The organism is Variovorax sp. 54 (assembly GCF_002754375.1).
In the GTDB taxonomy this organism is placed as follows: Bacteria; Pseudomonadota; Gammaproteobacteria; order Burkholderiales; family Burkholderiaceae_C; genus Variovorax.
Genome location: NZ_PEFF01000001.1, coordinates 4,194,289 through 4,218,135, shown reverse-complemented (window position 1 = coordinate 4,218,135; position 23,847 = coordinate 4,194,289). Strand labels below are relative to the sequence as shown.

At 68.3% G+C, this 23,847-nt stretch carries 20 protein-coding genes; 15 read left to right on the top strand and 5 right to left on the bottom strand.

From position 1 onward, the window contains the following. Positions 1–6 precede the first annotated feature (6 nt). Positions 7–906 carry a TauD/TfdA dioxygenase family protein gene (locus CLU95_RS19495; RefSeq protein ID WP_099797387.1) on the bottom strand — a complete coding sequence of 300 codons (900 nt, stop codon included), beginning with the start codon at positions 904–906 and terminating at the stop codon, positions 7–9. Positions 907–1,311: 405 nt separating this feature from the next. Then, positions 1,312–2,424: a class I SAM-dependent methyltransferase gene (locus CLU95_RS19485; RefSeq protein WP_099795126.1), complete on the bottom strand. Its 1,113-nt coding sequence runs from the start codon at positions 2,422–2,424 to the stop codon at positions 1,312–1,314. 39 nt (positions 2,425–2,463) lie between these two features. On the opposite strand from CLU95_RS19485, the gene CLU95_RS19480 reads away from it, so the two are divergent. The 6 genes from CLU95_RS19480 to CLU95_RS19455 all read left to right on the top strand — a co-directional run bounded on the left by CLU95_RS19480 (position 2,464) and on the right by CLU95_RS19455 (position 6,709). Next, positions 2,464–3,246 (top strand): SDR family oxidoreductase, encoded by a 783-nt coding sequence (locus tag CLU95_RS19480; protein ID WP_099795125.1) that lies wholly within the window; start codon positions 2,464–2,466, stop codon positions 3,244–3,246. 14 nt (positions 3,247–3,260) lie between these two features. Further along, complete coding sequence (locus CLU95_RS19475; protein WP_056576172.1) at positions 3,261–3,638, top strand: dihydroneopterin aldolase; 378 nt, start codon at positions 3,261–3,263, stop codon at positions 3,636–3,638. Between the two features lie 52 nt (positions 3,639–3,690). Then, on the top strand, positions 3,691–4,620 hold the full coding sequence (gene ttcA / locus CLU95_RS19470; protein WP_099795124.1) for a tRNA 2-thiocytidine(32) synthetase TtcA: 930 nt from the start codon (positions 3,691–3,693) through the stop codon (positions 4,618–4,620). Positions 4,621–4,693: 73 nt separating this feature from the next. After that, positions 4,694–5,290, top strand: a complete 597-nt coding sequence (locus CLU95_RS19465) for a DUF4136 domain-containing protein (protein WP_257214671.1) — start codon at positions 4,694–4,696, stop codon at positions 5,288–5,290. Between the two features lie 22 nt (positions 5,291–5,312). Further along, on the top strand, positions 5,313–5,963 hold the full coding sequence (locus CLU95_RS19460; RefSeq protein ID WP_099795122.1) for a histidine phosphatase family protein: 651 nt from the start codon (positions 5,313–5,315) through the stop codon (positions 5,961–5,963). 53 nt (positions 5,964–6,016) lie between these two features. Further along, positions 6,017–6,709: a Crp/Fnr family transcriptional regulator gene (locus CLU95_RS19455; protein WP_099795121.1), complete on the top strand. Its 693-nt coding sequence runs from the start codon at positions 6,017–6,019 to the stop codon at positions 6,707–6,709. Between the two features lie 243 nt (positions 6,710–6,952). Here the strand turns inward: CLU95_RS19455 and CLU95_RS19450 are convergent, their stop codons facing one another. Further along, entirely contained in the window at positions 6,953–10,114 is a 3,162-nt protein-coding gene (locus CLU95_RS19450) for an efflux RND transporter permease subunit (protein WP_099795120.1), read from the bottom strand. Continuing rightward, a complete protein-coding gene (locus CLU95_RS19445) occupies positions 10,111–11,256 on the bottom strand; it encodes an efflux RND transporter periplasmic adaptor subunit (protein ID WP_099797386.1) in 1,146 nt (381 codons plus the stop codon). The genes CLU95_RS19450 and CLU95_RS19445 overlap by 4 nt, the downstream gene beginning before the upstream one ends. A gap of 255 nt (positions 11,257–11,511) precedes the next feature. Between CLU95_RS19445 and CLU95_RS19440 the strand changes: the two genes are divergently transcribed. The 6 genes from CLU95_RS19440 to mdoH all read left to right on the top strand — a co-directional run bounded on the left by CLU95_RS19440 (position 11,512) and on the right by mdoH (position 19,353). Beyond that, positions 11,512–11,970 carry a hypothetical protein gene (locus CLU95_RS19440; RefSeq protein WP_099795119.1) on the top strand — a complete coding sequence of 153 codons (459 nt, stop codon included), beginning with the start codon at positions 11,512–11,514 and terminating at the stop codon, positions 11,968–11,970. An 89-nt stretch (positions 11,971–12,059) separates the two neighbouring features. After that, positions 12,060–13,424 (top strand): tRNA (N6-isopentenyl adenosine(37)-C2)-methylthiotransferase MiaB, encoded by a 1,365-nt coding sequence (gene miaB / locus CLU95_RS19435; RefSeq protein ID WP_099795118.1) that lies wholly within the window; start codon positions 12,060–12,062, stop codon positions 13,422–13,424. After that, positions 13,424–14,851, top strand: a complete 1,428-nt coding sequence (locus CLU95_RS19430; RefSeq protein ID WP_099795117.1) for a sensor histidine kinase — start codon at positions 13,424–13,426, stop codon at positions 14,849–14,851. Before miaB ends, CLU95_RS19430 begins: the two co-directional genes overlap by 1 nt. An 87-nt stretch (positions 14,852–14,938) precedes the next feature. Next, complete coding sequence (locus CLU95_RS19425; RefSeq protein ID WP_373669275.1) at positions 14,939–15,550, top strand: hypothetical protein; 612 nt, start codon at positions 14,939–14,941, stop codon at positions 15,548–15,550. Then, positions 15,547–16,935 carry a sigma 54-interacting transcriptional regulator gene (locus CLU95_RS19420; RefSeq protein ID WP_095948204.1) on the top strand — a complete coding sequence of 463 codons (1,389 nt, stop codon included), beginning with the start codon at positions 15,547–15,549 and terminating at the stop codon, positions 16,933–16,935. Before CLU95_RS19425 ends, CLU95_RS19420 begins: the two co-directional genes overlap by 4 nt. Before the next feature lie 402 nt (positions 16,936–17,337). Then, positions 17,338–19,353, top strand: a complete 2,016-nt coding sequence (gene mdoH, locus CLU95_RS19410) for a glucans biosynthesis glucosyltransferase MdoH (RefSeq protein ID WP_099795115.1) — start codon at positions 17,338–17,340, stop codon at positions 19,351–19,353. 141 nt (positions 19,354–19,494) lie between these two features. Here mdoH and ffh read toward each other — a convergent pair whose 3' ends face one another. Further along, positions 19,495–20,889 (bottom strand): signal recognition particle protein, encoded by a 1,395-nt coding sequence (ffh, locus tag CLU95_RS19405; RefSeq protein WP_099795114.1) that lies wholly within the window; start codon positions 20,887–20,889, stop codon positions 19,495–19,497. A 194-nt stretch (positions 20,890–21,083) separates the two neighbouring features. Here ffh and CLU95_RS19400 point away from each other — a divergent pair, with 194 nt between their 5' ends. Genes CLU95_RS19400 through CLU95_RS19390 form a run of 3 tightly spaced genes read left to right on the top strand, consistent with a single transcriptional unit; the run spans position 21,084 to position 23,844 of the window. Further along, positions 21,084–21,896 (top strand): cytochrome C assembly family protein, encoded by an 813-nt coding sequence (locus tag CLU95_RS19400; protein ID WP_056575582.1) that lies wholly within the window; start codon positions 21,084–21,086, stop codon positions 21,894–21,896. After that, a complete protein-coding gene (locus tag CLU95_RS19395; RefSeq protein WP_099795113.1) occupies positions 21,893–22,150 on the top strand; it encodes a PP0621 family protein in 258 nt (85 codons plus the stop codon). Before CLU95_RS19400 ends, CLU95_RS19395 begins: the two co-directional genes overlap by 4 nt. Further along, complete coding sequence (locus CLU95_RS19390; protein ID WP_099795112.1) at positions 22,147–23,844, top strand: two-component system sensor histidine kinase NtrB; 1,698 nt, start codon at positions 22,147–22,149, stop codon at positions 23,842–23,844. The genes CLU95_RS19395 and CLU95_RS19390 overlap by 4 nt, the downstream gene beginning before the upstream one ends. Positions 23,845–23,847 lie beyond the last annotated feature (3 nt).

Below are 23,847 nucleotides of genomic sequence, written 5' to 3'. Positions count from 1 at the left end.
AAGAAATCAGAAAGGCGTATCGCCCACGACCGTGGTGCGGTTGAGTCGGCGGCGCAAGTGATCGGGCGCGCCTGCCGCGAGGTGCATCAGCGAGCGGTTGTCCCAGAACACCAGGTCGTGCGGCGCCCAGGCGTGGCGGTACACGAACTCGGGCTTCACGCTGTGCGCGAACAGCTCGGCCAGCAGCGCATCGCTCTCGTCCTGCGGCAGACCGACGATGCGCGTCGTGAAATGCTCACTGACGAACAGCGCCTTGCGCCCCGTCTCCGGGTGCGTGCGCACCACCGGCTGCACCGCAGGCGCGACCTGGTCGACCTGCGCCTGCGACAGCTTGGGCCGCCACGGGTTCTTCGCGCGCAGCTCTTCGTACTTCGCAAGGTAGCTGTGCTCCGCCTTCAGCGGCAGGATGCGTTGCTGCAGTGCCGGGCTCAGCGCGTCCCACGCCAGGTGCTGGTCGGCAAACAGCGTGTCCCCGCCTTCGCTCGGCAGCTCTTGCGCGTGCAGCAGCGAACCCAGGCTGGGCTTGGGTTTGTACGAAATGTCGGAGTGCCAGTACACGCCCGCATCGCCGAGACCGATCGGTTCGCCGTTCTCCTTGATGTTCGAAACGATCAGGATCTCGGGGTGGTTCTTCAGCTGGAACTGGTGCAGCACATGGATCTCGAGCGGCCCGAAGCGGCGGCTGAAATCGATGTGCTGTGCGGGCGTGATGCGCTGGTCGCGAAAGACCAGCACATGGTGGTCGAGGTGCGCGCGGTGGATGCGTTGAAAGTCGGCGGCGTTGATCGGCTCAGCGATGTCGAGCCCGACGATCTCCGCACCGACCGGCGCATCGAAAGGCCGCACCTCGAAAGGCTGCGCAGGGGCATCTGCAGTGGGGGTCGCGCGAGAAAGAACGGCAGTCATGCCGCCAATGTAGGAGCGCAAGCAGCGTTCCCCAACGAAGTCTTTGTTGCTTGCTTATGACCAAATTTCTTCGTTGAAAGCACAAGGCGCCACGGTCGCGCAGCGCCCGTGGCGCCGTGGTGGCCGAGCGCAGCGATGGCCCGCCCGGCTCCCAAGCCCCTCTGTATGCGCCGAGGAGCGCAGCGTTTCGCGGATCAGGGCTCGCCCTTGTTTGAGCGAAGCGAGTTTGGGCGAGACCCCGCGAAACGCGAGCACCGCAGGTTGCCCGCAGCGCAGCGGAGGGACGCAGACAGTGGGGTCGCCTTTTCTTTGCTTACTTTCTTTTGGCGAAGCAAAAGAAAGTGAGTCGCCCGCCGGGGCGAGTCCCGGCCTCGGAAAGCAAACCCTCAGCCAGAACCCAAACAGTCAGAGCGTATGACTCCGATCCCCTTCAGCGAACCCCACAGCGTCCCAGGGTTCCCCCACAGCAAACCCCACCACCTTAAACAACTCCCCCATCTCATGCTCATGAATCAACCGAGCCGCCATCCCCCGCTGCGCCACAGTCCCGCGTTCCATCAACCCCAACATCCCGCAGTTCAAAAGAAACCGAGCCTGGCTCGTGTAGCCAAGAACAGAAAGCCCCGCCTCCTGCCCCGCCACAGCGATCCCCGTGAAGTCCACATGCGCCGTGATGTCCTTGTACCCCACCTCCGACAGCGGATCGCCATCCGCCTGGTGCCCCCGATGGCACATCACCGTCCCCATGTGCCGTTGCGGGTGGTAGTACTCGCTCTCGGGAAACCCGTAGTCGATGAGAAAAGCCGCGCCCTTCTCCAGCCGGTCCGCCAGCGTCGCAATAAAGGCCTGAGCCTGCGGATGCACCTCGGTCAGGTAGTCATGCACCCCCGCCACCTCGAACGGCGGCCGAAGATCAGTCGGCCGGTCCGCCCAGGTCCACCCATCCCCCGCCGGATTCCGCACCACCCCCCGCTCGAACCACGCCCCCTTCACCCGCGCCAGCAACTGCACCGGCATCGCGTCGAGCACTTCATTGCCGACCACCACGCCCGCCATGGACTCAGGCAGCTCCCCCAGCCATTCGACCCGCCCCGCATGCCCCGCCAGCGCCTGCTGCTGCCGCTCCCGCAAGGTGCCCGACAGATCGACGATGCGATAGCGCACATCGCTGCGCCCCATCTCTCCCAGCGCATGCAGCAGCTGCACCGCCAGCGCCCCCGAGCCCGCGCCGAATTCCCACACCGTGTCGGTGCCGGTTTTCTCCAGCGCCTCGAGCACCTGCACCGCGAGCGTGTGGCCGAACATCGGCGTCAGCTCGGGCGCGGTCACGAAGTCGCTGCCGGATGAAGGCATGTGGCCGAACTTGGCCGAAGTGTTGGCGTAGTAGCCGAGCCCCGGCGCATACAGGGCCAAGGCCATGAAGCGGTCGAAGCCGATCCATCCGCCCGCACGTTCGACAGAACGGGTAATCAGATGGTCGAGGGCGATGGGTAAACTGTTTGTGGTTGGCGTCGTCACGGCGACATTGTCCTCTTCCTCCTCGTTTTCTTCCCTCGCATGAGTGCCACTCCACCCTCCTCCCCCGATCGCCGCCGCACCGTCCTCGTCACGGGCGCGGGCCGCCGGCTGGGCCGCGAGATCGCGCTGGCGCTCGCGGCGGGCGGCTGGCAGGTGGCGGTGCATTACCTCAGCTCGCGCGCCGAAGCCGAGCAGACCGTCGCCGACTGCGCCGCGCGCTCGGGCGACTCGGCGCTGTTCGAGGCCGACCTGGCCGACGAGCAGGCCACGCGCGCCCTGCTGCCGCGCGTGGCAGCGCGCTTTCGCGCCGTCGACGCGGTGGTGCACAGCGCCGCCCTCTTCGAGCACGACGACGCCGCCAGCTTCAGCTACGCGCTCATGGAGCGCCACGCGCGCAGCAACACCGGCGCGGCCATCCTGCTGGCGCAGGCGCTGCACGACCACCTGGCCCGGCGCGACGCGCAGGGCGCCGTGGTGCACCTGCTCGACCAGAAGCTCTGGAACCCGAACCCCGACTTCCTGAGCTACACGCTCTCCAAGGCCGCGCTCGAAGCCGCCACCCCCATGCTGGCGCTGGCGCTCGCACCGCGCGTGCGCGTGGTGGGCGTGGCGCCCGGCCTCACGTTGGCGAGCCACATGCTCGACGACGACAAGTTCGCGCAGCTGCACAAACTGTCGCCGCTGGGCCGCTCGTCCACATCGGAAGACGTGGCCGCCACCGTGAAATTCGCGCTGGAAAACAGCTCGATCACCGGCACCACGCTGCTCGTCGACGGCGGCCAGCACCTCATGAAATTCGAGCGCGACTTCTCGCTCATGTGACGAGCACCACCACCATGTCCACGAACACACCGCACGGCCACCAGACACTCACCCTCCAGGGCCTGCGCTTCGACGCCAACCTGGGCATCCTGGAGCAGGAAAAAACCGCGCCGCAGCCGATCCTGGTCGACGCCGAGCTCAACCTCGGCCCGCAGCCGCTGCTGCCGCAGGACGACGACATCTTCCACGTGCTGGACTACCGCAAGGTGCGCCGCATCATCATCGACGAGTGCACCGCCGAGCACGTCAACCTGCTCGAAAGCCTGATCGGCAAGCTCGCGCAGCGCCTGCTGCAACTGCCCGGCGTGCGGGGCGTGCGCGTGAAGATCGCCAAGCTCGAAATCTTCGACGACTGCGAAGTTGCCATCCGCATCGAAGCCGGGGAATGGTGATCCAAGGCAAAATCGGGGGTCTTTCCCCCGATTTGCCCGAAGTAGCCACCCAATGAACGCCGTCTGGATCGACGAAACGCCCGAAGCCGGCGCGCCCCCCCATTCGCTGAAGATCGAGCGCGAGACGCACAAGCTCGAGAAGCGCCTGTGCCGCCAGGTCGGCCAGGCCATCGTCGACTACAACATGATCGAAGAAGGCGACAAGGTCATGGTGTGCGTCTCGGGCGGAAAAGACAGCTACGCGCTGCTCGACATCCTGCTCAAGATGAAGGCGCGTGCGCCCATCCACTTCGACATCGTCGCGGTCAACCTCGACCAGAAGCAGCCCGGCTTTCCCGAAGAGGTGCTGCCCAAGTACCTGAGCGACCTGGGCGTGGCCTTCCACATCGAGAACCAGGACACCTACAGCATCGTCAAGCGCGTGATCCCCGAGGGCAAGACCACCTGCGGCCTGTGCAGCCGGCTGCGCCGCGGCATCCTGTACCGCGTGGCCGACGAGCTGGGCGCCACCAAGGTCGCGCTGGGCCACCACCGCGACGACATGCTGCAGACCTTCTTCCTCAACATGTTCTTCGGCGGCAAGTTGAAGAGCATGCCGCCCAAGCTGGTGAGCGACGACGGCAAGCACATCGTGATCCGCCCGCTGGCCTACGTGGCCGAAAAAGACACGGTGCGCTGGGCCCAGCACCGCGAGTTCCCGATCATTCCCTGCACGCTGTGCGGCAGCCAGGAGAACCTGCAGCGCAAGCAGGTCGGCGAGATGCTGCGCGAGTGGGACAAGAAGTACCCCGGCCGCGTGGAAAACATGTTCACCGCGCTGCAGAACGTCGTGCCTTCGCACCTGCTCGACGGAACACTGCACGACTTCAAGGGTCTGAAGGCGACGGGCGTGGCCGACGAGAACGGCGACAAGGCCTTCGACACGCCCGCTTTCGACCTGCTCTCCCAGGCACCCTCAGCCCTGCGCATCGTCCAAGGCTGACTCGGGCAACCCAGGGGAATTTAGGGCACTTGGCCCGGAGACCCTTATGTATCGTGCGTTTTCAGCTCTATTTTTGGCAGCAACCCTGAGCGGCTGCGCCACCTCCTGGGTGGTCGACAGCAACGTCAAGAGCTTTGCCACGCCGGGCACGACCGTGCCGCCCGGCGCCACCTACCGCTTCGAGCGCCTGCCTTCGCAGCAGGCCGACACGGCGCGCCAGGACGGGCTCGAGGCCATGGCCGCGGCCGCGCTCGACAAGGTCGGCCTGCGCCGCGACGACGCCCAACCGCAGTACACCGCGCAGATCGGCGCACGCGTGACGGCGGCGCTGTCGCCCTGGGCCGATCCATGGCTCTACGGGCCCGGCCCTTGGGGCTACGGCTACGGCGGCTACTACGGCCACCGCTGGTATGGCAGCGGCTGGTACGGCGGCCCGATGTTCACGCCGCCGGCCAACCCCTGGTACCAGCGCGAGGTGAGCCTCGTGCTGCGCGAGGCGGGCGGCAGCCACCGCGTGGTGTACGAGACCCGCGCGCGAAACGACGGCCCCTACAGCTCGAGCGCGGCGATCCTGCCGGTGATGTTCGAGGCCGCGCTGCAGGGCTTTCCAAACCCGCCGCCGGGCGAGCGCCGCGTGAACATCGAACTCAAACCCGCAGCCAAGAAATGACGCACTTCTAGAATTCGGACGGATGGAAGCCAACCTCACCCGCCTGATCGCCGTGCGCCACGGCGAAACCGCCTGGAACGTCGACACCCGCATCCAGGGCCACCTCGACATCGGCCTCAATGCCACCGGCCTCTGGCAGGCGCAGCGCGCCGGACAGGCGCTGGCCGACGAGCCGATTGCGGCGGTCTATGCCAGCGACCTCTCGCGCGCCTGGCAGACCGCGCAGGCCATCGCCGAGCCCCACGGCCTTGACGTGCAGCCCGACCTGGGCCTGCGCGAACGCGCCTTCGGCCGCTTCGAGGGCATGAGCTTCGCCGAGATCGAGGCCACGCTGCCCGAAGACGCCCGCCGCTGGCGCGAGCGCGACCCCGAGTTCGAGCCCGAAGGCGGCGGCGAGAGCCTGCTGACCTTTCGCGACCGCGTGACAGGTACCGCCTCGGCCATCGCCGCGCGCCACCCGGGCCAACTGGTGGTGCTGGTGGCCCACGGGGGCGTGATGGACGTGCTCTACCGCGCCGCCACGCGCCAGGAACTGCAGGCGCCGCGCACCTGGCAGCTCGGCAACGCAGCCATCAACCGCATGCTGTGGACGCCCGAGGGCTTCAGCCTCGTCGGCTGGAGCGACATCACGCACCTGGCGTCGGACACGCCGCTCGACGAGTCCACGACCTAGCGCGACAGCTCGATGGGCCGCTCGCCTTTCTCCGCCCCGGGCAAGACGCTCCCATGAAAAGAACCCCTCCCACCCCCTCGGCGTACGCCAGCTGGGATGCGTCCCAGACACTGTCTGCGCCGTGGATCGCCGCCACGCACCTGGGCGGCTTCGTCACCCTGGAGGCCGGCGACACCATTGCGCGCGAAGGCGAACGGCACGATTACTTCTATCTGTTGCGGTCGGGGTTCGTGCATTCGACGATCCAGCGAAGCAACGGCTCGGAGTTCCTGCTCGAGATCTTCGGGCCGGGCGCGATCTTTGGCGAAGGCCCGGCGTTTGCCGACAGCCCTCGGCCCACGACGACCCGTGCGGTCGCGCCGGCCATGCTCAGCCGCTACCGCCCGGCGGATGTCGCGCAGCAGTTCTCGAAGCTGCCCGAGCTCGCGACCTCGTTGATCCAGCTGCTCGGGTTCAAGAACCACATGATCGTCGCCAAGCTGGCCGGGGTGGCCTCGGCGGCGCCCAAGGAGCGGGTCATCGATCTGCTGCTGCGGGTGGCGCGCCCGCCATCGACGCAGGCATCGAACCAACTCACCGTCGATCTGACGCATGAGCAGATCGGCGCCATGACGGCCTTGAGCCGCGTCACCGTCACGCGCACGCTGAATGCGCTGGCGGGACAGGGGCTCATCGAAACGCGGGCCCGGCAGGTCACCATTTCGGATGCGCCGGCCTTGCGTTGTTTCCGCGACGCGACACCGTAAGAAAAAAGCCCACCTCCTGTATCGCTGGATACCGTCGCCACCCTCAGCCCCTCGCCATCATTCATCCCGTCACACACATGGGAAGAGCAGCGGCGGAGGGAATGAGGGAGCCGTTGAGGAGAGAGGCCGAAGCGCCTTCAATGAATGGGCGATGGCCTGGGTGTGGCGTTTCGCAGGACTGCAGAAGTCCTTTCTGGCCGGGTGGCCCACGTTCATGGCCATCCGGCATCTTTTGGATCGCCGTCAGGCGTGCGAGGCGGCGTGGCCGCCAGCCGCTTCGGCCTTCGCCTCGCCGGGCAGCTCCACCATCGGTCCGCTGCCGCTGTAGCGATCGAGCGCCAGGTAGATCGCGGGCGTGATGTACAGCGTGATCACCTGCGAGAAGATCAGTCCGCCCACCACCGCCACGCCCAGGGGCTGGCGCAGCTCGGCGCCGGCGCCCAGGCCCAGCGCGAGCGGCAGCGCACCCATCAGCGCGGCCAGCGTGGTCATGAGAATCGGGCGGAAGCGCAACCGGCAGGCTTCGCGGATCGCGTCGACCGGCTGCATGCCCTCGGTGCGCTGCGCGTCGAGGGCGAAGTCGATCATCATGATCGCGTTCTTCTTCACGATGCCGATCAGCAGCAGGATGCCGATGGTCGCGATCAGCGTGAGGTCGAAGCCGAAGAGCTTCAGCGAGAGCAACGCGCCCACGGCCGCCGAGGGCAGGCCCGCCAGAATCGTCAGCGGGTGGATGTAGCTTTCGTACAGCACGCCCAGCAGCACGTAGATGACCAGCACCGCGAGCACCAGCAGCACCGCCTGGCTCGACTGCGAACTCTGGAACACCGCCGCGTCACCGCCATAGGTCGTGATGATCGACGGCGGCATCTTCAGCTCTTCCTTGAAGCGGTCGATCTTCGCGGTCGCGTTGCCCAGCGGCACGTCGGGGCCGAGGTTGAACGACACCGTCACCGCCTGCAACTGGCCCTGGTGGTTGACCGAGGTCGGGCCCACGGTGCGCTTGACGGTCGAGAAGGCCGACAGCGGCACCAGCTTGCCGGTGGTGCTGCGCACCGACAGGCGCGCCACGTCTTCCTCGAACTGGCGGTCGCTGTCGGCCGCCGACAGGATCACCTGGTAGGTGTTGCTGGCGCCGTAGATGCTGCCGATCTGGCGGTCGCCGTAGGCGTTGTACAGCGCGGTGCGCAGGTCGCCCACGGCCACGCCGAGCACGCCGGCCTTGTCGCGGTCGATCTCCAGCGTGGCCTGCAGGCCGCGGTTCTGCGAGTCGCTGGTGACGTCGCGGAAGTCGGGATCGGCGCGCATGCGCTCCATGAGCTTCGTCGACCACGGCACCATTTCGCCGGCGTTCACGCTTTGCAGCGTGTACTGGAAGCGCGCCTTGCTCTGGCGCCCGCCCAGGCGCAGGTTCTGCACCGGCTGCATGTAGACGGCAATGCCCGGAATCTCGCGGAAGCGCTGGCGCAGCGACTCGAGCACCTTGGCCATCTTGGGGCGCTCGCTGCGCGGCTTGAGCACCGCGAACAGCCGGCCCGAGTTCTGCGTGGCGGTCGGGCCGCCCACGCCGACGAAGGAGCTCACGTAGTCCACGCTCGGATCAGCCTGGAGCGCGGCGGCCACGCGGTCCTGCAGCGCCTTCATGGCGGTGAACGAAATGTCTTCGGCCGCCTCGGTGGTGATCTGGATCTGGCCGATGTCTTCCTCGGGGAAGAAGCCCTTGGGAATGCTGACGAAGAGCCAGGCCGTGACGACGAAGGTCAGGCCCGCCATCGCCAGCATCAGCGCGCGGTGCCCGAGCGTCCAGTCGAGCGTGCGCATGTAGCCGCCGTGCACCGCGCGGTAGCCGCGTTCGAAGGCGCGGCCGATCGCCGTGCCGGGCTCGGGGTGCTCTTCTTCGTGGTCCAGCGCGCCTTCCTTGCGCGGCACGTGCTTGAGCAACCGGCTCGCGAGCATGGGCACGAGCGTAAGCGACACCACGGCCGACACCAGCACGGCCAGCGCCACCACCACGGCGAACTCGTGGAACAAGAGGCCGATCACGCCGGGCATGAAGAAGATCGGAATGAACACGGCCACCAGCGAGATCGAGATCGACACGATGGTGAAGCCCACCTCGCGCGCGCCGCGCAGGGCGGCGGCCATCGGCTCCATGCCCTTCTCGACGTAGCGCATGATGTTTTCGAGCACCACGATGGCGTCGTCCACCACCAGGCCCACGGCCAGCGTGATGCCCAGCAGCGAGACGTTGTCCAGGCTGTAGCCGAAGGCGTACAGCAGCGCCACCGCGCCGATCAGCGAGATCGGGATGGTGGCCGCCGGAATCAGCGTGGCCACCAGTCGGTGCAGGAACAAAAAGATCACCAACACCACCAGCGCAATGGTGCCCAGCAGCGTGAGCTGCACGTCGTGCACCGCCTCGCGGATGGAGATCGAGCGGTCGTTGACCATCTGGATCTCGACCGACTGCGGCAGTTCGGCCTTGAAGCGCGGGATGAGCGCGCGCACCGCGTCCACCACCTGCACGGTGTTGGCATTGGGCTGGCGCTGCACGGCCAGCGAAATCGAGTCTTGCCCGTTGAAGCTGCTGCCCGTCTTGACCGATTCGAAGCTGTCTTCGAGCGTGGCCACTTCGTCCAGCCGCACCGGCGCGCCGTTGCGCTGCGCGATGATGAGCTTGGCGAAGTCGGCCGCCTTCATGAGCTGGCGGTTGGCCTGGATGGTGAGCGTCTGGCGCGGGCCGTCGAGCGTGCCGACCGGCGTGTTGGCATTGGCCGAGTTCACGGCCTTGGCCAGTTCGTCGAGCGTGATGTTGCGCGCGTTGAGCAGGTCGGCGTTGGCCTTGATGCGCACCGCGAAGGCCTTGCGCCCGTACACGCCCACCTGCGCCACGCCGTCGATGGTCGAGAGCGTGGGCGAAATGAGGTTCTCGGCGTAGTCGTTGAGCTCCGACGGGTTCATCGACGGCGAGATCAGCGCAATGAACAGCACCGGCGCGTCGGCCGGATTCACCTTGCGGTACGAGGGCAGCTGCGTGAGTTCCTGCGGCAGCTGGCGCTGGGCGCGCAGCAGCGCGGCCTGCACGTCGACCGCGGCGGCGTCGATGTCGCGGCTGCTGACGAATTCGAGCGTGAGCGAGGTCACGCCCTGGGTGTTCACCGAGCTGATGGTCTGCAGGCCGGGGATGGTCGAGAACTGCTTTTCGAGCGGCAGCGCAACCGAACTCGCCATGGTGTCGGGGCTGGCGCCCGGCAGCTGCGCGTTGACGTTGATGACCGGCGTGTTGTAGCTCGGCAGCGCCGCGACCGGGATGCTGAAGTACGCAAAGATGCCGATGACCACGACGGCCGCCGACAGCAGCACCGTCATCGCCGGACGGCGGATGCAGAGCTCTGAAATGTTCATGCGCGTTCCCGCGTGGGCTTGATGTCCGACGAGGCCGCACTGCCCGGCGTCACGCCCGTGGTGCCGTTGGCGGGCGCCCCACCCGGTCCGGCCGGCGCCTTGGTGTCGACGCGCACCTTGCCGCCCGGACGCACGTTCTGGCTGCCTTCGATCACGACCTGCTCGCCGGGCGTCACGCCGCTCACCGCGACCTTGGTGCCGAAGGTGTGGAGCACCTTGACCTGGCGGCGCGCCGCCTTGTGTTCGGCATCGACCACGTACAGCGAGGTGCCGTCGGACAGCATCATGAGCGCCGCGGCCGGCACCACGGTGACGCCGTCGAGCATGCGCACCGTGATGCGCGTGTTGACGAACTGGCCGGGCCACAGGCTCTGGTCGGCATTGGCGAACACGGCCTTGGCGCGCACGGTGCCGATCTGCGGATCGACCGTGTTGTCAACGAAGTCAAGCGTGCCGAACAGCGGCTCGCGCCGGCCCGTGACCAGCGCCTCGACCTTGGCGCGCGTGCGCGCGGCGGCCAGCAGGTCCTGCAGGTTGCCTTCGGGCACCGGGAAGCTCACGGCGATCGGGTCGAGCTGGGTGATGGTGACCAGTGACAGCGTGGGCTGCACCAGCGTGCCGGGGTAGATGTTGACGGCGCCAATGCGCCCGGCGATGGGCGCGCGCAGCGTGGCGTAGCCCAGCGCCACCTGCGCCGACTGCACCGCGGCGCGGTCGGCCGCGACGGCGGCGCGCTGCGCCTGGAGCTGCGACAGCGTGGCGTCGGCCGCGCTCTTGGCAATGAAGTTCTGTGCCACCAGGTCCTGGCTGCGCTTGTACTGGCGCTCCAGGTCGGCCATGGTGGCCTCGTCCTTCTGCTGCTGGGCCCGGGCGCGCGCGAGGTTGGCCTGGTCGTTGCGGTCGTCGAGCGTGAAGAGCAGCTGCCCTGCTTTCACGAACTGGCCTTCCTTGACGTGCACCGCGCTCACGGTGTTGGTGACCTGCGGTCGCAGGTCGACGCTGTTGAGCGAGACCACGCTGCCGTTGACCTGCACCGTCACCGGCACGTCCTGCTTTTCAGCCGTGGCCAGCGTGACCAGCGCGACGGGAGGGCCGGCATTCGCGGACTTGGCGTCTTTCGCGGCCGGCCGATCGCCCGACATGCGCCACCAGCCGCCCGCGACGGCTACGATCAACACGCCCGCAAGGGCGAAGGCGGCAGTTTTCTTCATGGAGTTCTTGTGCACTTTGGGCTGACAGCATCTATTGGAGCAGTGGCCGACGCGCAGTGTTCACGGGCACCGTAAAGAAATGTAAAGCAGGCCGACAGAAAGCCCCCGCACCACCCGCTGCGCTCCGGCATAGGGGAAAACACCCCCTCGCTAAAATCGCCGGTCCACAGCCTCTGGATATACCCCATGAACCGCTGCAAGACACCCACGAAAACACTCACCTCCCTCGCCCTTTGCGCAGCCGTTGCCGGCGCCGCAGCCCTTTTCTCGCTCCACGCCAGCGCCCAGGACGAAGTGCCCCGTCCGCAGACGCAGAACGAATCGCTCAATGGCGGGCGCAACTTCCCCATCGGCACGCTGCGCGGCAAGTTCATGGTGACCAGCGCCCCCGACGTCGAGCTCGACGGCCGGGCCGACCGCCTGGGCGCCGGTGCGCGCATCCGCAGCCCGCAGAACATGCTGGTGATGCCCGGCGCCATCATTGGCCAGAAGTACCTCGTGAACTACACGCGCGACGCCGCCGGGCTGCTGCGCGAGGTCTGGATCCTGACGCCCGACGAGGCCATGGCCAGCCGTGAATCGCTGAACAAGCCGTTCCTGAACATCTGGCCGTTCGTCTCGAACGACACGGTGAACACGCAGTAACGCGGCCACCCCGCAAGCAAGCAAAAATCCGCGGGCGCCACGCGCGCCTCGCAGCCCTTCACCTTTTCGAAGGGCACAGAGAGCTCCCCATGAAAAAAGTATTCATCAAGACCTTCGGCTGCCAGATGAACGAGTACGACTCGGACAAGATGGCCGACGTACTGCACGCCGCGCAGGGCTACGAGCCCACGCAGAACGTGGACGAGGCCGACCTCATCCTGTTCAACACCTGCTCGGTGCGCGAGAAGGCACAAGAGAAGGTGTTCTCCGACCTCGGCCGCGTGAAGCACCTGAAGGCCAAGGGCGTGAAGATCGGCGTGGGCGGCTGCGTGGCGAGCCAGGAAGGCCAGGCCATCATCGCGCGCGCGCCCTACGTCGACATCGTGTTCGGCCCGCAGACGCTGCACCGCCTGCCCGAAATGCTGAACGACCGCGAAAGGCTCGACCGCCCGCAGGTCGACATCAGCTTCCCAGAAATCGAGAAGTTCGACCACCTGCCGCCCGCGCGCGTCGAAGGCGCGACCGCTTTCGTGTCGATCATGGAAGGCTGCTCCAAGTACTGCAGCTACTGCGTGGTGCCCTACACCCGCGGCGAGGAAGTGAACCGCCCGCTGGACGACGTGCTGGTCGAGATCGCCGGCCTGGCCGACCAGGGCGTGCGCGAGATCACGCTGCTGGGCCAGAACGTGAACGCCTACCGCGGCAAGATGGGCGACACCGCCGAAATTGCCGACTTCGCGCTGCTCATCGAGTACGTGGCCGAGATCCCCGGCATCGAGCGCATCCGCTACACCACCAGCCACCCGAACGAGTTCACGCCGCGGCTCATCGAGGCCTACGCCAAGGTGCCGCAGCTCGTCTCGCATTTGCACCTGCCGGTGCAGCACGGCAGCGACCGCATCCTCATGGCCATGAAGCGCGGCTACACGGCCATGGAATACAAGAGCACGGTGCGCAAGCTGCGCGCCATCCGCCCCGACCTGGCCCTGTCCAGTGACTTCATCGTCGGCTTCCCCGGCGAGACCGATGCCGACTTCGACAAGATGATGAAGCTCATCGACGACTGCCAGTTCGACAACAGCTTCAGCTTCATCTTCAGCCCGCGCCCCGGCACGCCCGCCGCCGCGCTGGCCGACGACACGCCGCACGAGGTGAAGCTGGCGCGCCTGCAGACGCTGCAACGCGTCATCGATGGCAACGTGCGCCGCTTCGGCGATGCGCTCGTGGGCAGCACGCAGCGCGTGCTGGTCGAGGGCGCCTCGCGCAAGGACGCGAACGAACTCATGGGCCGCACCGCCTGCAACCGCGTCGTCAACTTCGAGGGCGACGCCCGCCTCGTGGGCCAGATGGCCGACCTGCGCATCACCCGCTCGCTGGCGTACACGCTGCGCGGCGAAGTGGTCACGCGCGAATCGGCCCTGGCTGCTGCTGCCGCCACGGCGCTCGCCCACTGATGGCGAAACGTCCGTCCGTCCGGGGCTCGTTCCAGCAGCTCCTGCTGTTTGCCTTCCTGCTGATCACCGCGCTGCTGGTGGGCGTGGCGCTGCGCTCGGTGCTGCAGTACGACGCGCTCGTCACGCAAAGCCGCGACGCTGCCGCGCGTGCGCTGCGCCTGTCGGGCGCTTCGCAGTCGCTGGCCGAACGCAGCGCGGCCATGGAGCGCGCGGGGCGCCAGTCGCTGGTGCTCAACGACGCCGTGCTGCGCCGCCGCTTCGACGAGGCGGCGCGCGAGGCGCATCAGGTGCTGGAGCGCCTGGAACGCAACGGCCTGCCGGCCGCCGGCATCGACATGTGGCGCAGCCAGCTCGGCGTGATCGAAGGGCTGCTCAGCGGCAGCCCCGACAGCGCCCTGGCGCGCGAAAGCACGATGGCGATGCAGTTCCGCGAACTCGACGCGCTGAACACCAACCTCGCCCAGCAGGCGCAGTTCCTGATCGAAACGCAGAACGACGCGCTGGCCAAGCGCATCGAAAACGCACGCCGCCGGTTGATGCGCGAGGTGGTGGCCGCCAGCGTGCTGGCCGTGTCGCTGGCGCTGGCCTTCGGCATCTGGCTGGCGCGGCCCTTCAAGCGGCTCGAGAACGCCATCGTCGGCCTGGGCCAGAACCGGCTCGACGAACCCATCGACATCCGCGGCCCGGCCGACGTGCGGCGCGTGTCGCAGCAGCTCGAATGGCTGCGGCTGCGGCTGACCGAACTCGATGCCGACAAGGCGCGCTTTCTGCGCCACGTGTCGCACGAGCTGAAGACGCCGCTGGCGGCGCTGCGCGAAGGCGTGTCGCTGCTCGAAGACGGCGTGACCGGTCCGCTGAACCCGGCGCAGCTCGAAGTCGCGCAGATCCTGCAGCAGAACACCGTGTCGCTGCAGAACCAGATCGAGGCACTGCTGCGCTTCAACGCCGCCGCCTTCGAGGCGCGCGAGCTGCGCCGCGAGCGCACCGAGCTGCTGCCGCTGATCGAAGAGCAGATCGAGGCCCAGCGCCTGCAGTGGCAGGCACACGGCCTGCGCGTGCGCGCCGAGGGCGAGCCGATCACGCTCACGGTCGACCGCACCAAGCTCGGCACCGCCATCGCCAACCTGCTGTCGAACGCGATCCGCTTCTCGGCCGCGGGCGGCGTGATCACGCTGGCCGTGTCGGGCACGCCCGAGGCAGTGCACATCGACGTGTGCGACGCCGGCCCCGGCATTGCCGTGAACGACCGCGACCGCATCTTCGAACCCTTCTTCCGCGGCGAGCGCCAGCCCGAGCACACGGTGAAAGGCACCGGCATCGGACTTTCCATCGTGCAGGAGTACATTGCAGCCCATGGGGGCCGCATCGCCCTGCTGCCGGACGGCCCCGGTGCACGCTTTCGCATCGAACTGCCGCGCACGACCTGACCCCGGACACCCCCTCTTCAACACCGCCCCGCGCTTTTTCGACCCATGTTCCTTTCGTTCGTCCGCAGATCCACCTTCATCGGGGCCATGGCCGTGCCATGCGCCCTGCTGCTGGCAGCCTGCGCCTCCCAGCCCAAGCCGCCGGCCGAAGCCGACGCGCTGCCGCCGCCCGTGGCCGCGCCGCGCGTGGTGCCGGTCGAGGCCGAGCCCCGCGCGCCGGCCACGCAGCCGGCTTCGCTCTTCACGCAGCTCACGCAAGGCCCCCTCGCGACCCTGCTGGCCTACGCCGACAAGGTGCGCCCGCTGGGCGGCGCCGACCTGAGCGCCGAAATTGCGCGCGTCAGCGAACAGGGCGAAACGCCCGCGGCGCAGATGCAGCTCGCGATCCTGCTCGCGCAGACCCGCGTGCCGGCCGACCTGGCGCGCGCGCTGGGCCTGCTGCAGCGCGTGATCGCCAACCCCGCGCCCGAGGCCCAGCCGCTGCATCCGCTCGCACGGGTGCTGGCGGCGCGTTACATCGAGCAACGCCGCGTCGAGGACGACCGCGACAAGCAGGTGCAGCAGCTGCGCGACAGCCAGCGTCGCATCGACCAGCTCAACGACCGCATCGAGGCGCTGCGCGCCATCGAGCGCAGCTTCGCCCGGCCCAACACGCCGGCACCTGTCACGCCCGCCAACGGAAGCAGAACGAACCCATGAGCACAACCGGTGCCCGCCTCCTCGTGGTCGATGACGACCCGGACATGCTGCGGCTGCTCTCGATGCGGCTGGTGTCGGCGGGCTACCAGGTCACGGCCGTCACTTCGGCCGAGACCGCACTCACGCAACTTGAGATCGAGCACCCGCAGCTCGTGCTCAGCGACGTGCGCCTGCCCGGGCGCGACGGCCTGCAGCTGTTCGACGAGATCCGCAAGCGCCACCCGACGCTGCCCGTCATCTTGCTGACCGCGCACGGCACCATCCCCGACGCGGTCGAGGCCACGGCGCGCGGCGTGTTCACCTACCTCACCAAGCCCTACGACGCGCGCGAGCTGCTCGAGAAAATCGCGCAAGCATTGGCGCTCGGCGCGCCGACCACCACGCCCAGCAAGACCGGCGACGACAGCTGGCGCTCGGAAATCGTGAGCCGCAGCAACCGCATGGCCGAGCTGCTGGCCGAGGCGCGCATGGTCGCCAAGTCGGACGCCTCCGTGCTGCTGCGCGGCGACTCCGGCGCCGGCAAGGAACTGCTGGCGCGCGCCATCCACAAGGCCAGCGCGCGCGCCGACAAGCCCTTCGTGGCGGTCAACTGCGGCGCCATTCCCGAGGCGCTGCTCGAATCCGAGCTGTTCGGCCACATGAAGGGCGCCTTCACCGACGCCCACGCCAACCACAAGGGCCTGTTCCAGCAGGCCGACGGCGGCACGCTGCTGCTCGACGAAATCGGGGACATGCCGCCCGCCCTGCAGGTCAAGCTGCTGCGCGTGCTGCAGGAGCGCGCGGTGCGCCCGCTGGGCGCGAGCCAGTCGATCGAGGTCGACGTGCGCATCGTCTCGGCCACCCACCGCGACCTCGACGCCGCGATGGAAGCCGGCCAGTTCCGCGAAGACCTTTATTACCGCCTGAACGTGGTGACGCTCACGCTGCCACCGCTGTCGGCGCGGCGCGAAGACATTCCGCTCTTGGCCAATCACTTCCTGCAGAAGCTGTCGACCAAGTACGGCAAGCGGCTGTCGGGCTTCGCGCCCGAGGCGCTGAAGGCGCTGACCACCGCCGCGTGGCCGGGCAACGTGCGCCAGCTCTACAACGTGGTGGAACAGGTCTGCGCGCTGTCGGGCTCGCCGCTGATCCCGCTGGCGCTGGTGCAGCGCGCGCTGCGCGTGCCGAGCGTGGAGGTGCTCACCTACGCCGAAGCCAAGCAGCGTTTCGAGCGCGACTACCTCGTCGGCCTGCTCAAGCTGACCGACGGCAACGTGGCCGACGCCGCCCGCCTGGCCGACCGCAACCGCACCGAGTTCTACCGCCTGCTGCAGAAGCACGAGCTCACGCCGGGCAACTTCAAGGCCGACGTTGTCGCTCCCGGTGGCGACCCTGTCGCCGAGTAGCGACAGGCCTAAGTCGTTGATTTGAAAGGCTGTTTTCCCTAGGTCTCCCCGGCTTGTCGGGATTCGGCGACAAAAACAGGGGTTTCGGGGGTCCAACAGGCCCCTCCCCCACCGGAAAACGCTCCGAGTCGCGCCAAGTCGTTGATTTGAAAGCGTTTTTCCAGGCTGGCACAGGGTTTGCCCCTGTACTGGCATGACAGCACTTACCAGCCCATCTTTCGCACTGCGTCCGCAGCGCGACGGCCTGCGTCAAAAGCAGTTTTCCTCCTCGCGGCCCCGTGCCGCGGGCCATTCGCTGACCGCGCTCTCGGGCGTTGGCGGCGCCGCCACGGACTGCGTCTTCAAGCGCCTTCCGGCCATTGGCGACACCCCCCTCGACAAGCAACGTTGGTGAATGAAACGATGAAGCCGAACGACTTCTCCCACCTCAACGTCCTCGCCGAATCCGACATCGCGCGCCGCAGCGCGCTGCGCGAGGAACGCCACCCCAACGCCGTCACCGCACCGCCGGTGAATCGCGGCTCCATGGCACCGCGCCCCTGGCGCGGTTTCTGGAACAGCCTGGGCACCGCCATGCTCGTGCGCCTGGGCGCCGGCCGCAATGCCGACAGCGCCCCCGCCGCCAAGCAGGCCGCCCCGGCCCCCCAGGCCTGGGAACGCGCCGCCGGCCAGCGCCGCCTCGCCTTCATGCTGCTCACGCTGCTGAGCACCGTGATCGCGTCGTCGCTATTCGCCAGCGTGCAACCCGACTACGACAACGTCTGGCTCGAATACGGCCAGATCGGCCTGTACGGCCTGCTGTCGGGCTGGGTCGTCACTGGCTTCGTGACCGCGCTCATGGGCTTCTATGTCTCCGTGCGCGGTGACAAGCACGCCCTCTCGGCGAAACAGGTGGTCCACCACCCGATGAACCCCGAGGCACGCACCGCGATCATCATGCCGATCTGCAACGAGGACGTGGCCACGGTGTTCGCCGGCCTGCGCGCCACCTGCGAATCGGTCGCCACCACGGGCCACGCCAAGCAGTTCGACGTGTTCGTGCTGTCCGACAGCTACAACCCCGAGACCGCCGCCGCCGAGCGCGCCGCCTGGGAAGACCTGCGCGCCGCCCTGGCCGAAAGCCCGAACCAGCCGCAGGTCGAGGTGTACTACCGCCTGCGCACCCGCCGCACGCACCGCAAGGCCGGCAACGTGGCCGACTTCTGCCGCCGCTGGGGCAAGGACTACCGCTACATGGTCGTGCTCGACGCCGACTCCGTGATGAGCGGCGACTGCCTGTCCTCGATGGTCAAGCTGATGGAAGCCAACCCCACCGCCGGCATCATCCAGACCGCGACGCAGGCCATCGGCCACGTCACGCTGCACGCTCGTGCACAGCAGTTCGCCTCGCGCGTGACGGGTCGCCTGTTCACGCTGGGCATGCAGTTCTGGCAGCTCGGCGAGTCGCACTACTGGGGCCACAACGCGATCATCCGCGTCGAAGCCTTCATGAAGCATTGCGCGCTGGCCCCCATCAAGGGCACCGGCGGCATGTCGGGCGGCATCATGTCGCACGACTTCGTCGAAGCCGCGCTGATGCGCCGCGCCGGCTACCACGTGTGGCTGGTGTCCGACCTGGTCGGCAGCTACGAACAGCAACCGCCGGACCTGCTGGCCGAGCTGCAACGTGACCGCCGCTGGTGCCAGGGCAACCTGCAGAACGCCCGCCTGATGGCCGAACCCGGCATCCACCCGGTGCACCGCGCAATGTTCGTGACCGGCACCATGGCGTATGCCTCGGCCCCGCTGTGGCTCGCGTTCCTGACGCTGGGCACCGCCCTGTGGCTGAGCGGCTCGAGCCTCGTGTCGAGCTGGAGCGTGCTGCCCGCCGAACTGGCCGGCCTGTGGGTCTGGACCCTGTGCCTGCTGTTCCTGCCGCGCGTGCTGGGCATCGCCGCCGTGCTGATGCGCGGCGAGCAACGCCAGTACGGTGGTGTGTGGGGCCTCGTGAAGAGCTCGGTGCTCGAAGCCGGCCTGGCCATCGTGCAAGCCCCGGTGCGCATGCTGGCCCACTCGCTGTTCGTGCTGGTCGCCCTCACCGGCATCAAGCTCGACTGGAAGTCGCCCCCGCGTGAAGCCAACGCCGTGCCGTGGAAGGTCGCTGCAACCCAGCTGGCCCCCATGACGCTGGTGATTGCCATGCTGGCCGTCGGTGTCGCCATGATCGACCCGAGCGCGCTGATCTGGCTCATGCCTGTCGGCCTGCCGCTGCTGCTGGCGATCCCGCTGACCGTGCTGACCAGCCAGATCGCGCTGGGCACCACGCTGCGCGACCGCGGCTTCCTGCTGATTCCCGAGGAATCGCGTTCGCCCGCCGTGCTGCGTCGTGCGTGGATGCATGCGCTGCGCCTGGCGCGCCCGGCACTGGCAACCGCCTGATGCGCTGAAGACACAGCACCCACAAGAAGCCGACCTCAGGGTCGGCTTTTTTCATGGCGCGTGACAGACCTGAAAACAAGAAGGCCCGCCGGTGCGAACCGGCGGGCCTTCTTATATATAAGAGAGGGTCGGGGCGTCCGCTCAGAACGGCAGCTTGCCGCCGCCTCCGCCCATGCCGGGCATTCCGCCCATGCCCTTCATGCCGCCCATCTTCTTCATCATCTTCATCAGGCCGCCACCCTTCATCTTCTTCATCATCCCCTGCATCTGCTCGAACTCGTTGAGCAGGCGGTTCACTTCCTGAACCTGCACGCCGGCGCCGGCCGCGATGCGGCGCTTGCGCGTGGCCTTGAGCAGCTCGGGCTTGCGGCGCTCCAGCGGCGTCATGCTCTGGATGATGCCTTCCTTGCGGCGGATGTCGCGCTCTGCGCGGGTCATGTCGGCTTCGCTGGCCTTGGCGGCCATCTGCTGGGGCAGCTTGTCCATCAGGCTGGAGAGACCGCCCATCTGCTTCATCTGCTGCAGCTGGCCGAGGAAGTCGTTCAGATCGAAGCCCGCGCCGCTCTTGACCTTGGCCGCGAGCTTCTGCGCCGCTTCGACGTCGACGCCGGCCGTGACCTGCTCGACCAGCGCGACGATGTCGCCCATGCCCAGGATGCGGCCGGCGTGGCGCTCGGCGTCGAACACTTCGAGGCCGTCGATCTTCTCGCTCGTGCCGGCGAACTTGATCGGCACGCCCGTGACCTGGCGCACCGACAGCGCCGCACCGCCGCGCGAGTCGCCGTCGGTCTTGGTCAGGATGATGCCGGTGAGCGGCAGCGCTTCCTTGAAGGCCTTGGCGGTGTTGATCGCGTCCTGGCCCTGCATGGCATCGACCACGAACAGGGTTTCGACCGGATCCAGCTCGGCGTGCAGCTGCTTGATTTCGGTCATCAGCACTTCGTCGATCGCGAGGCGGCCGGCCGTGTCGACCAGCAGCACGTCGAAGTAGTGGCGCTTGGCGTGGTCGAGCGCGGCGCGCGCGATGTCCAGCGGCTTCTGGTCGGGCGTGCTCGGGAACCACTCGGCGCCGGCCTGCTTGGTCACCGTCTTGAGCTGCTCGATGGCGGCCGGGCGGTACACGTCGCCCGACACGGTGAGCACCTTCTTCTTGCGCTTCTCGATCAGGTGCTTGGCCAGCTTGGCGGTGGTGGTGGTCTTGCCGGCGCCCTGCAGGCCGGCCATGAGGATCACGGCGGGCGGCTGGGCCGCGAGGTTGATGTCCGACACGCCCTCGCCCATGGTGGCGGCGAGTTCGCGGTTGACGATGCCGACCAGCGCCTGGCCCGGCTTGAGCGAGCCCAGCACTTCCTGGCCCAGCGCCTTGTCTTTCACGCGGGCGACGAAGTCGCGCACCACGGGCAGCGCCACGTCGGCCTCCAGCAGCGCCATGCGTACCTCGCGCAGCATGTCCTGCACGTTGCTTTCGGTGATGCGCGCCTGGCCGCTCATCGTCTTGACGAGGCGGGAGAACTTTTCGGTGAGGGCGGTGGCCATGAAGGAAATACCTTGTTGTCCGCGGCAGCGGACCGATGGAAAGTCGTGAAAACCTGGAAGCGGTATGCGGGCTCGCTCTGTCGTGGAACCCCGCGCAACCGGCTGTGCCGGACCACGGGTGTTGCCCCCGGCAGGGGGTGGGCGAAGCGACACGACGTGCGCGAAGCCTCGAGGCGAGCCTATACACTCCACCGATGATTTTAGCGATCCCCTCTCCACTCGGCGTGGCGCTGGGCATCGCCACCGCGGCAGCCTACGGTTTTGCCGCTGCCGCCGGTGCGCGGCTCAGCCGCCAGACCACCCAATGGGCGCTCGGCATCGCATGGCTGCTGCACGCTGCGGTGCTGGGCCACGGGCTGATCGGCGGCGACCCTCGCTTCGGTTTTGCGCCGGCGCTGTCGGTCACGGCGTGGCTGGTGCTCACGGTCTATGCGGTCGAAAGCCGCCTGTACCCGCAACTGAAGGCACGCCGTGCGCTGGCCTGGCTGGGCGCGGCTGCCGTGCTGCTGGCGCTGCTGTTCCCCGGCACGCCGCTGCATGTCAGCGCCTCGCCCTGGCTGCCGCTGCACCTGGCGCTGGGCATCGCTTCGTACGGCCTGTTCGGCGCCGCCGTGGTCCACGCCTGGCTGATCACGCGGGCTGAAAAGCAGATCCGCCTTGCCAGTGCCGATGCACAGGCCGGCGTGCCGCTGCTCACGCTGGAACGGCTCACCTTCCGCTTCGTCACGGCGGGCTTCGTGCTGCTGTCGGCCACGCTGCTGGCCGGCCTGCTGTTCAGCGAACAGCTCTACGGCGCCGCCGGCCGCGCGTGGAAGTGGGACCACAAGACGATTTTCTCGGTGCTCGCCTGGCTCAGCTTCGCCGTGCTGCTGACCGGGCGCGCGCGCTTCGGCTGGCGCGGGCGCACCGCGCGACGCGTGCTGTACGCAGGCGCTGCGCTGCTGCTGCTGGCCTATGTGGGCTCGCGCTTCGTGCTCGAAGTCGTGCTGACACGCCTGCCCGCATGAAGTACCTGCTCGTCCTCGCGGTGGTGTGGGTCGCGATCTGGCTGTGGCGCAAGAACCGGCGCGAAGAGATGCGCGACGCGCAACAGGAACGCGCCAGGAAGGCGCAACAGCGCACGCCGGCCGTAGGCCCGCCGCAGGCGATGGTGCGCTGCGCCCATTGCGGACTGCACCTGCCCGCGGCCGACGCGCTCCCCGGGCCGGACGGCGCGGTGTACTGCAGCGCCGCGCACCGTCAGGCCGGCACCTCCGCATGAGTTCGTTGCGCCGGTCGCGCGGCGAGCCGGCCACCGACTGGGACGTGCTCGACCTGGGCGCCGGCGACAGCAGCGCGCTGCTGCGGCTGTGGCGCGGCTTCATGGCGGCGCGCTGTTTCGTGGCGCTGGTGCTGGTGCTGCTGCAAGGCGTGGCCTTCGCCATCGGACAGACGGTGCAGCCACTGCCGATCGTGCTGTCGGGCGGCTACCTCGTGCTGGCCTGGCTGGAGATGCGCTACGCGCACTTCGCGCCGCCGATCCGCGGCTTCTCGACGCTGTGGCTGCTGACCATCGGCGTCGACCTGGGCATCTTCAGCGCCTTGCAGGTGCTGCAGGGCGGCAGCGTCAACTACACGCCGCTGTTCGCGCTGCCGGTGCTGATGAGCGCGGTGCTCGGCACGCTGCTCGTGGGCCTGGGCACCACGGCCACCGTGACGCTGCTGCTGCTGGCCGACGCCGGCTGGCACTGGCTGCAGCAACCGAACGACCCCTCCGCGCGCTTCGTGCAGGCCGCCCTCACCGGCACCGGCCTGTTCGTGGTGGCGCTGCTCGCGCACGAACTGGCGCGCCGGCTGGCGCGCGAAGAGGCGGTGGCGCAACGCAGCCGCAGCCACGCGCAGATGCAGGCGCAGGTCAACGACCTGGTGATCGAAACGCTCACCGAAGGCGTGCTGGTGATCGACGCCGAGGGCCTGGTGCACACCGCCAATCCGGCGGCCGACGCGATTCTCGGCCAGGGCCTGGCGCAGTTGCCACTGCCGTTCCCGCTGCACGCCCAGCCGGCCTGGCACGCGCTGGCCGCGCTAGCGCGCCAGACCTTCGCGCGGCGCGCGCCGCAGACCGAAGAAATCCCGGTGGCGCAGGCGCGCGGTGCGGCGCGCGAGGTGCGCGTGCGCACCCGGCTCACGCCCACCGACGACCGGCGCGCCGACAGCCTGTGCGTGATGTTCCTGCAGGACCTGCGCGAGCTCGAAGCCCGCATCCGCACCGAAAAGCTCGCCGCGATGGGCCGCATGTCGGCCGCGGTGGCGCATGAAATCCGCAACCCGCTGGCCGCCATCGCGCAGGCCAGCGCGCTGCTCAGCGAAGACCTGACCGACCCGGCGCACCGCAAGCTGACCGACATGGTGCAGCACAACGCGCAGCGCCTGGCGCGCATCGTGGACGACGTGCTCGACGTCTCGCGCGCGCGCCAGCAGCGCGTGCTGTCGCTCGGCGAACAGCTGGTGCTCGACCCGGCCGCGCAGATCCTGGCCGAGGAATGGGTGCGCCAGACGCAGCGCAAGGGCGTGCGCGTGGCGCTCGACGCGCCGGGCAGCGAGGTGCGCTTCGAAGCCGAGCACCTGCGCCGCCTGCTGGTGAACCTGCTGGACAACGCGGCGCGCTACGCGAGCCAGCGCGAGGGCGCGATCCAGGTCATCACCACGACGCAGCGGGCCGGCGTGCAGCGCGCCGCGTTGCTGGTGTGGAGCGACGGCGCGCCGCTGGAGCCCGCGGTGCAGCGCCATCTGTTCGAACCCTTCTTCTCGTCCGAGAGCCGCTCCAGCGGCCTGGGCCTGTTCCTGTGCCGCGAGCTGTGCCGGCGCCACGGCGCCACCATCGGCTACGAACGGCGCGCGCTGGTGCCGGGCGGCCCCGAGGGCAACGAATTCTTCGTCAGCTTCGCCCCGAGCGAAAACCGGCTGACACAATAGCGG

Coding starts and splice junctions, on each gene's coding strand:
- CLU95_RS19495 (WP_099797387.1), bottom strand. CDS start 906: ATGACTGCCGTTCTTTCTCGCGCGACCCCCACTGCAGATGCCCCTGCG.
- CLU95_RS19440 (WP_099795119.1), top strand. CDS start 11,512: ATGAACCGCTGCAAGACACCCACGAAAACACTCACCTCCCTCGCCCTT.
- ffh (WP_099795114.1), bottom strand. CDS start 20,889: ATGGCCACCGCCCTCACCGAAAAGTTCTCCCGCCTCGTCAAGACGATG.
- mdoH (WP_099795115.1), top strand. CDS start 17,338: ATGAAGCCGAACGACTTCTCCCACCTCAACGTCCTCGCCGAATCCGAC.
- ttcA (WP_099795124.1), top strand. CDS start 3,691: ATGAACGCCGTCTGGATCGACGAAACGCCCGAAGCCGGCGCGCCCCCC.
- CLU95_RS19455 (WP_099795121.1), top strand. CDS start 6,017: ATGAAAAGAACCCCTCCCACCCCCTCGGCGTACGCCAGCTGGGATGCG.
- CLU95_RS19480 (WP_099795125.1), top strand. CDS start 2,464: ATGAGTGCCACTCCACCCTCCTCCCCCGATCGCCGCCGCACCGTCCTC.
- CLU95_RS19395 (WP_099795113.1), top strand. CDS start 21,893: ATGAAGTACCTGCTCGTCCTCGCGGTGGTGTGGGTCGCGATCTGGCTG.
- CLU95_RS19420 (WP_095948204.1), top strand. CDS start 15,547: ATGAGCACAACCGGTGCCCGCCTCCTCGTGGTCGATGACGACCCGGAC.
- CLU95_RS19475 (WP_056576172.1), top strand. CDS start 3,261: ATGTCCACGAACACACCGCACGGCCACCAGACACTCACCCTCCAGGGC.
- CLU95_RS19390 (WP_099795112.1), top strand. CDS start 22,147: ATGAGTTCGTTGCGCCGGTCGCGCGGCGAGCCGGCCACCGACTGGGAC.
- CLU95_RS19430 (WP_099795117.1), top strand. CDS start 13,424: ATGGCGAAACGTCCGTCCGTCCGGGGCTCGTTCCAGCAGCTCCTGCTG.
- CLU95_RS19425 (WP_373669275.1), top strand. CDS start 14,939: ATGGCCGTGCCATGCGCCCTGCTGCTGGCAGCCTGCGCCTCCCAGCCC.
- CLU95_RS19400 (WP_056575582.1), top strand. CDS start 21,084: ATGATTTTAGCGATCCCCTCTCCACTCGGCGTGGCGCTGGGCATCGCC.
- miaB (WP_099795118.1), top strand. CDS start 12,060: ATGAAAAAAGTATTCATCAAGACCTTCGGCTGCCAGATGAACGAGTAC.
- CLU95_RS19460 (WP_099795122.1), top strand. CDS start 5,313: ATGGAAGCCAACCTCACCCGCCTGATCGCCGTGCGCCACGGCGAAACC.
- CLU95_RS19445 (WP_099797386.1), bottom strand. CDS start 11,256: ATGTCGGGCGATCGGCCGGCCGCGAAAGACGCCAAGTCCGCGAATGCC.
- CLU95_RS19450 (WP_099795120.1), bottom strand. CDS start 10,114: ATGAACATTTCAGAGCTCTGCATCCGCCGTCCGGCGATGACGGTGCTG.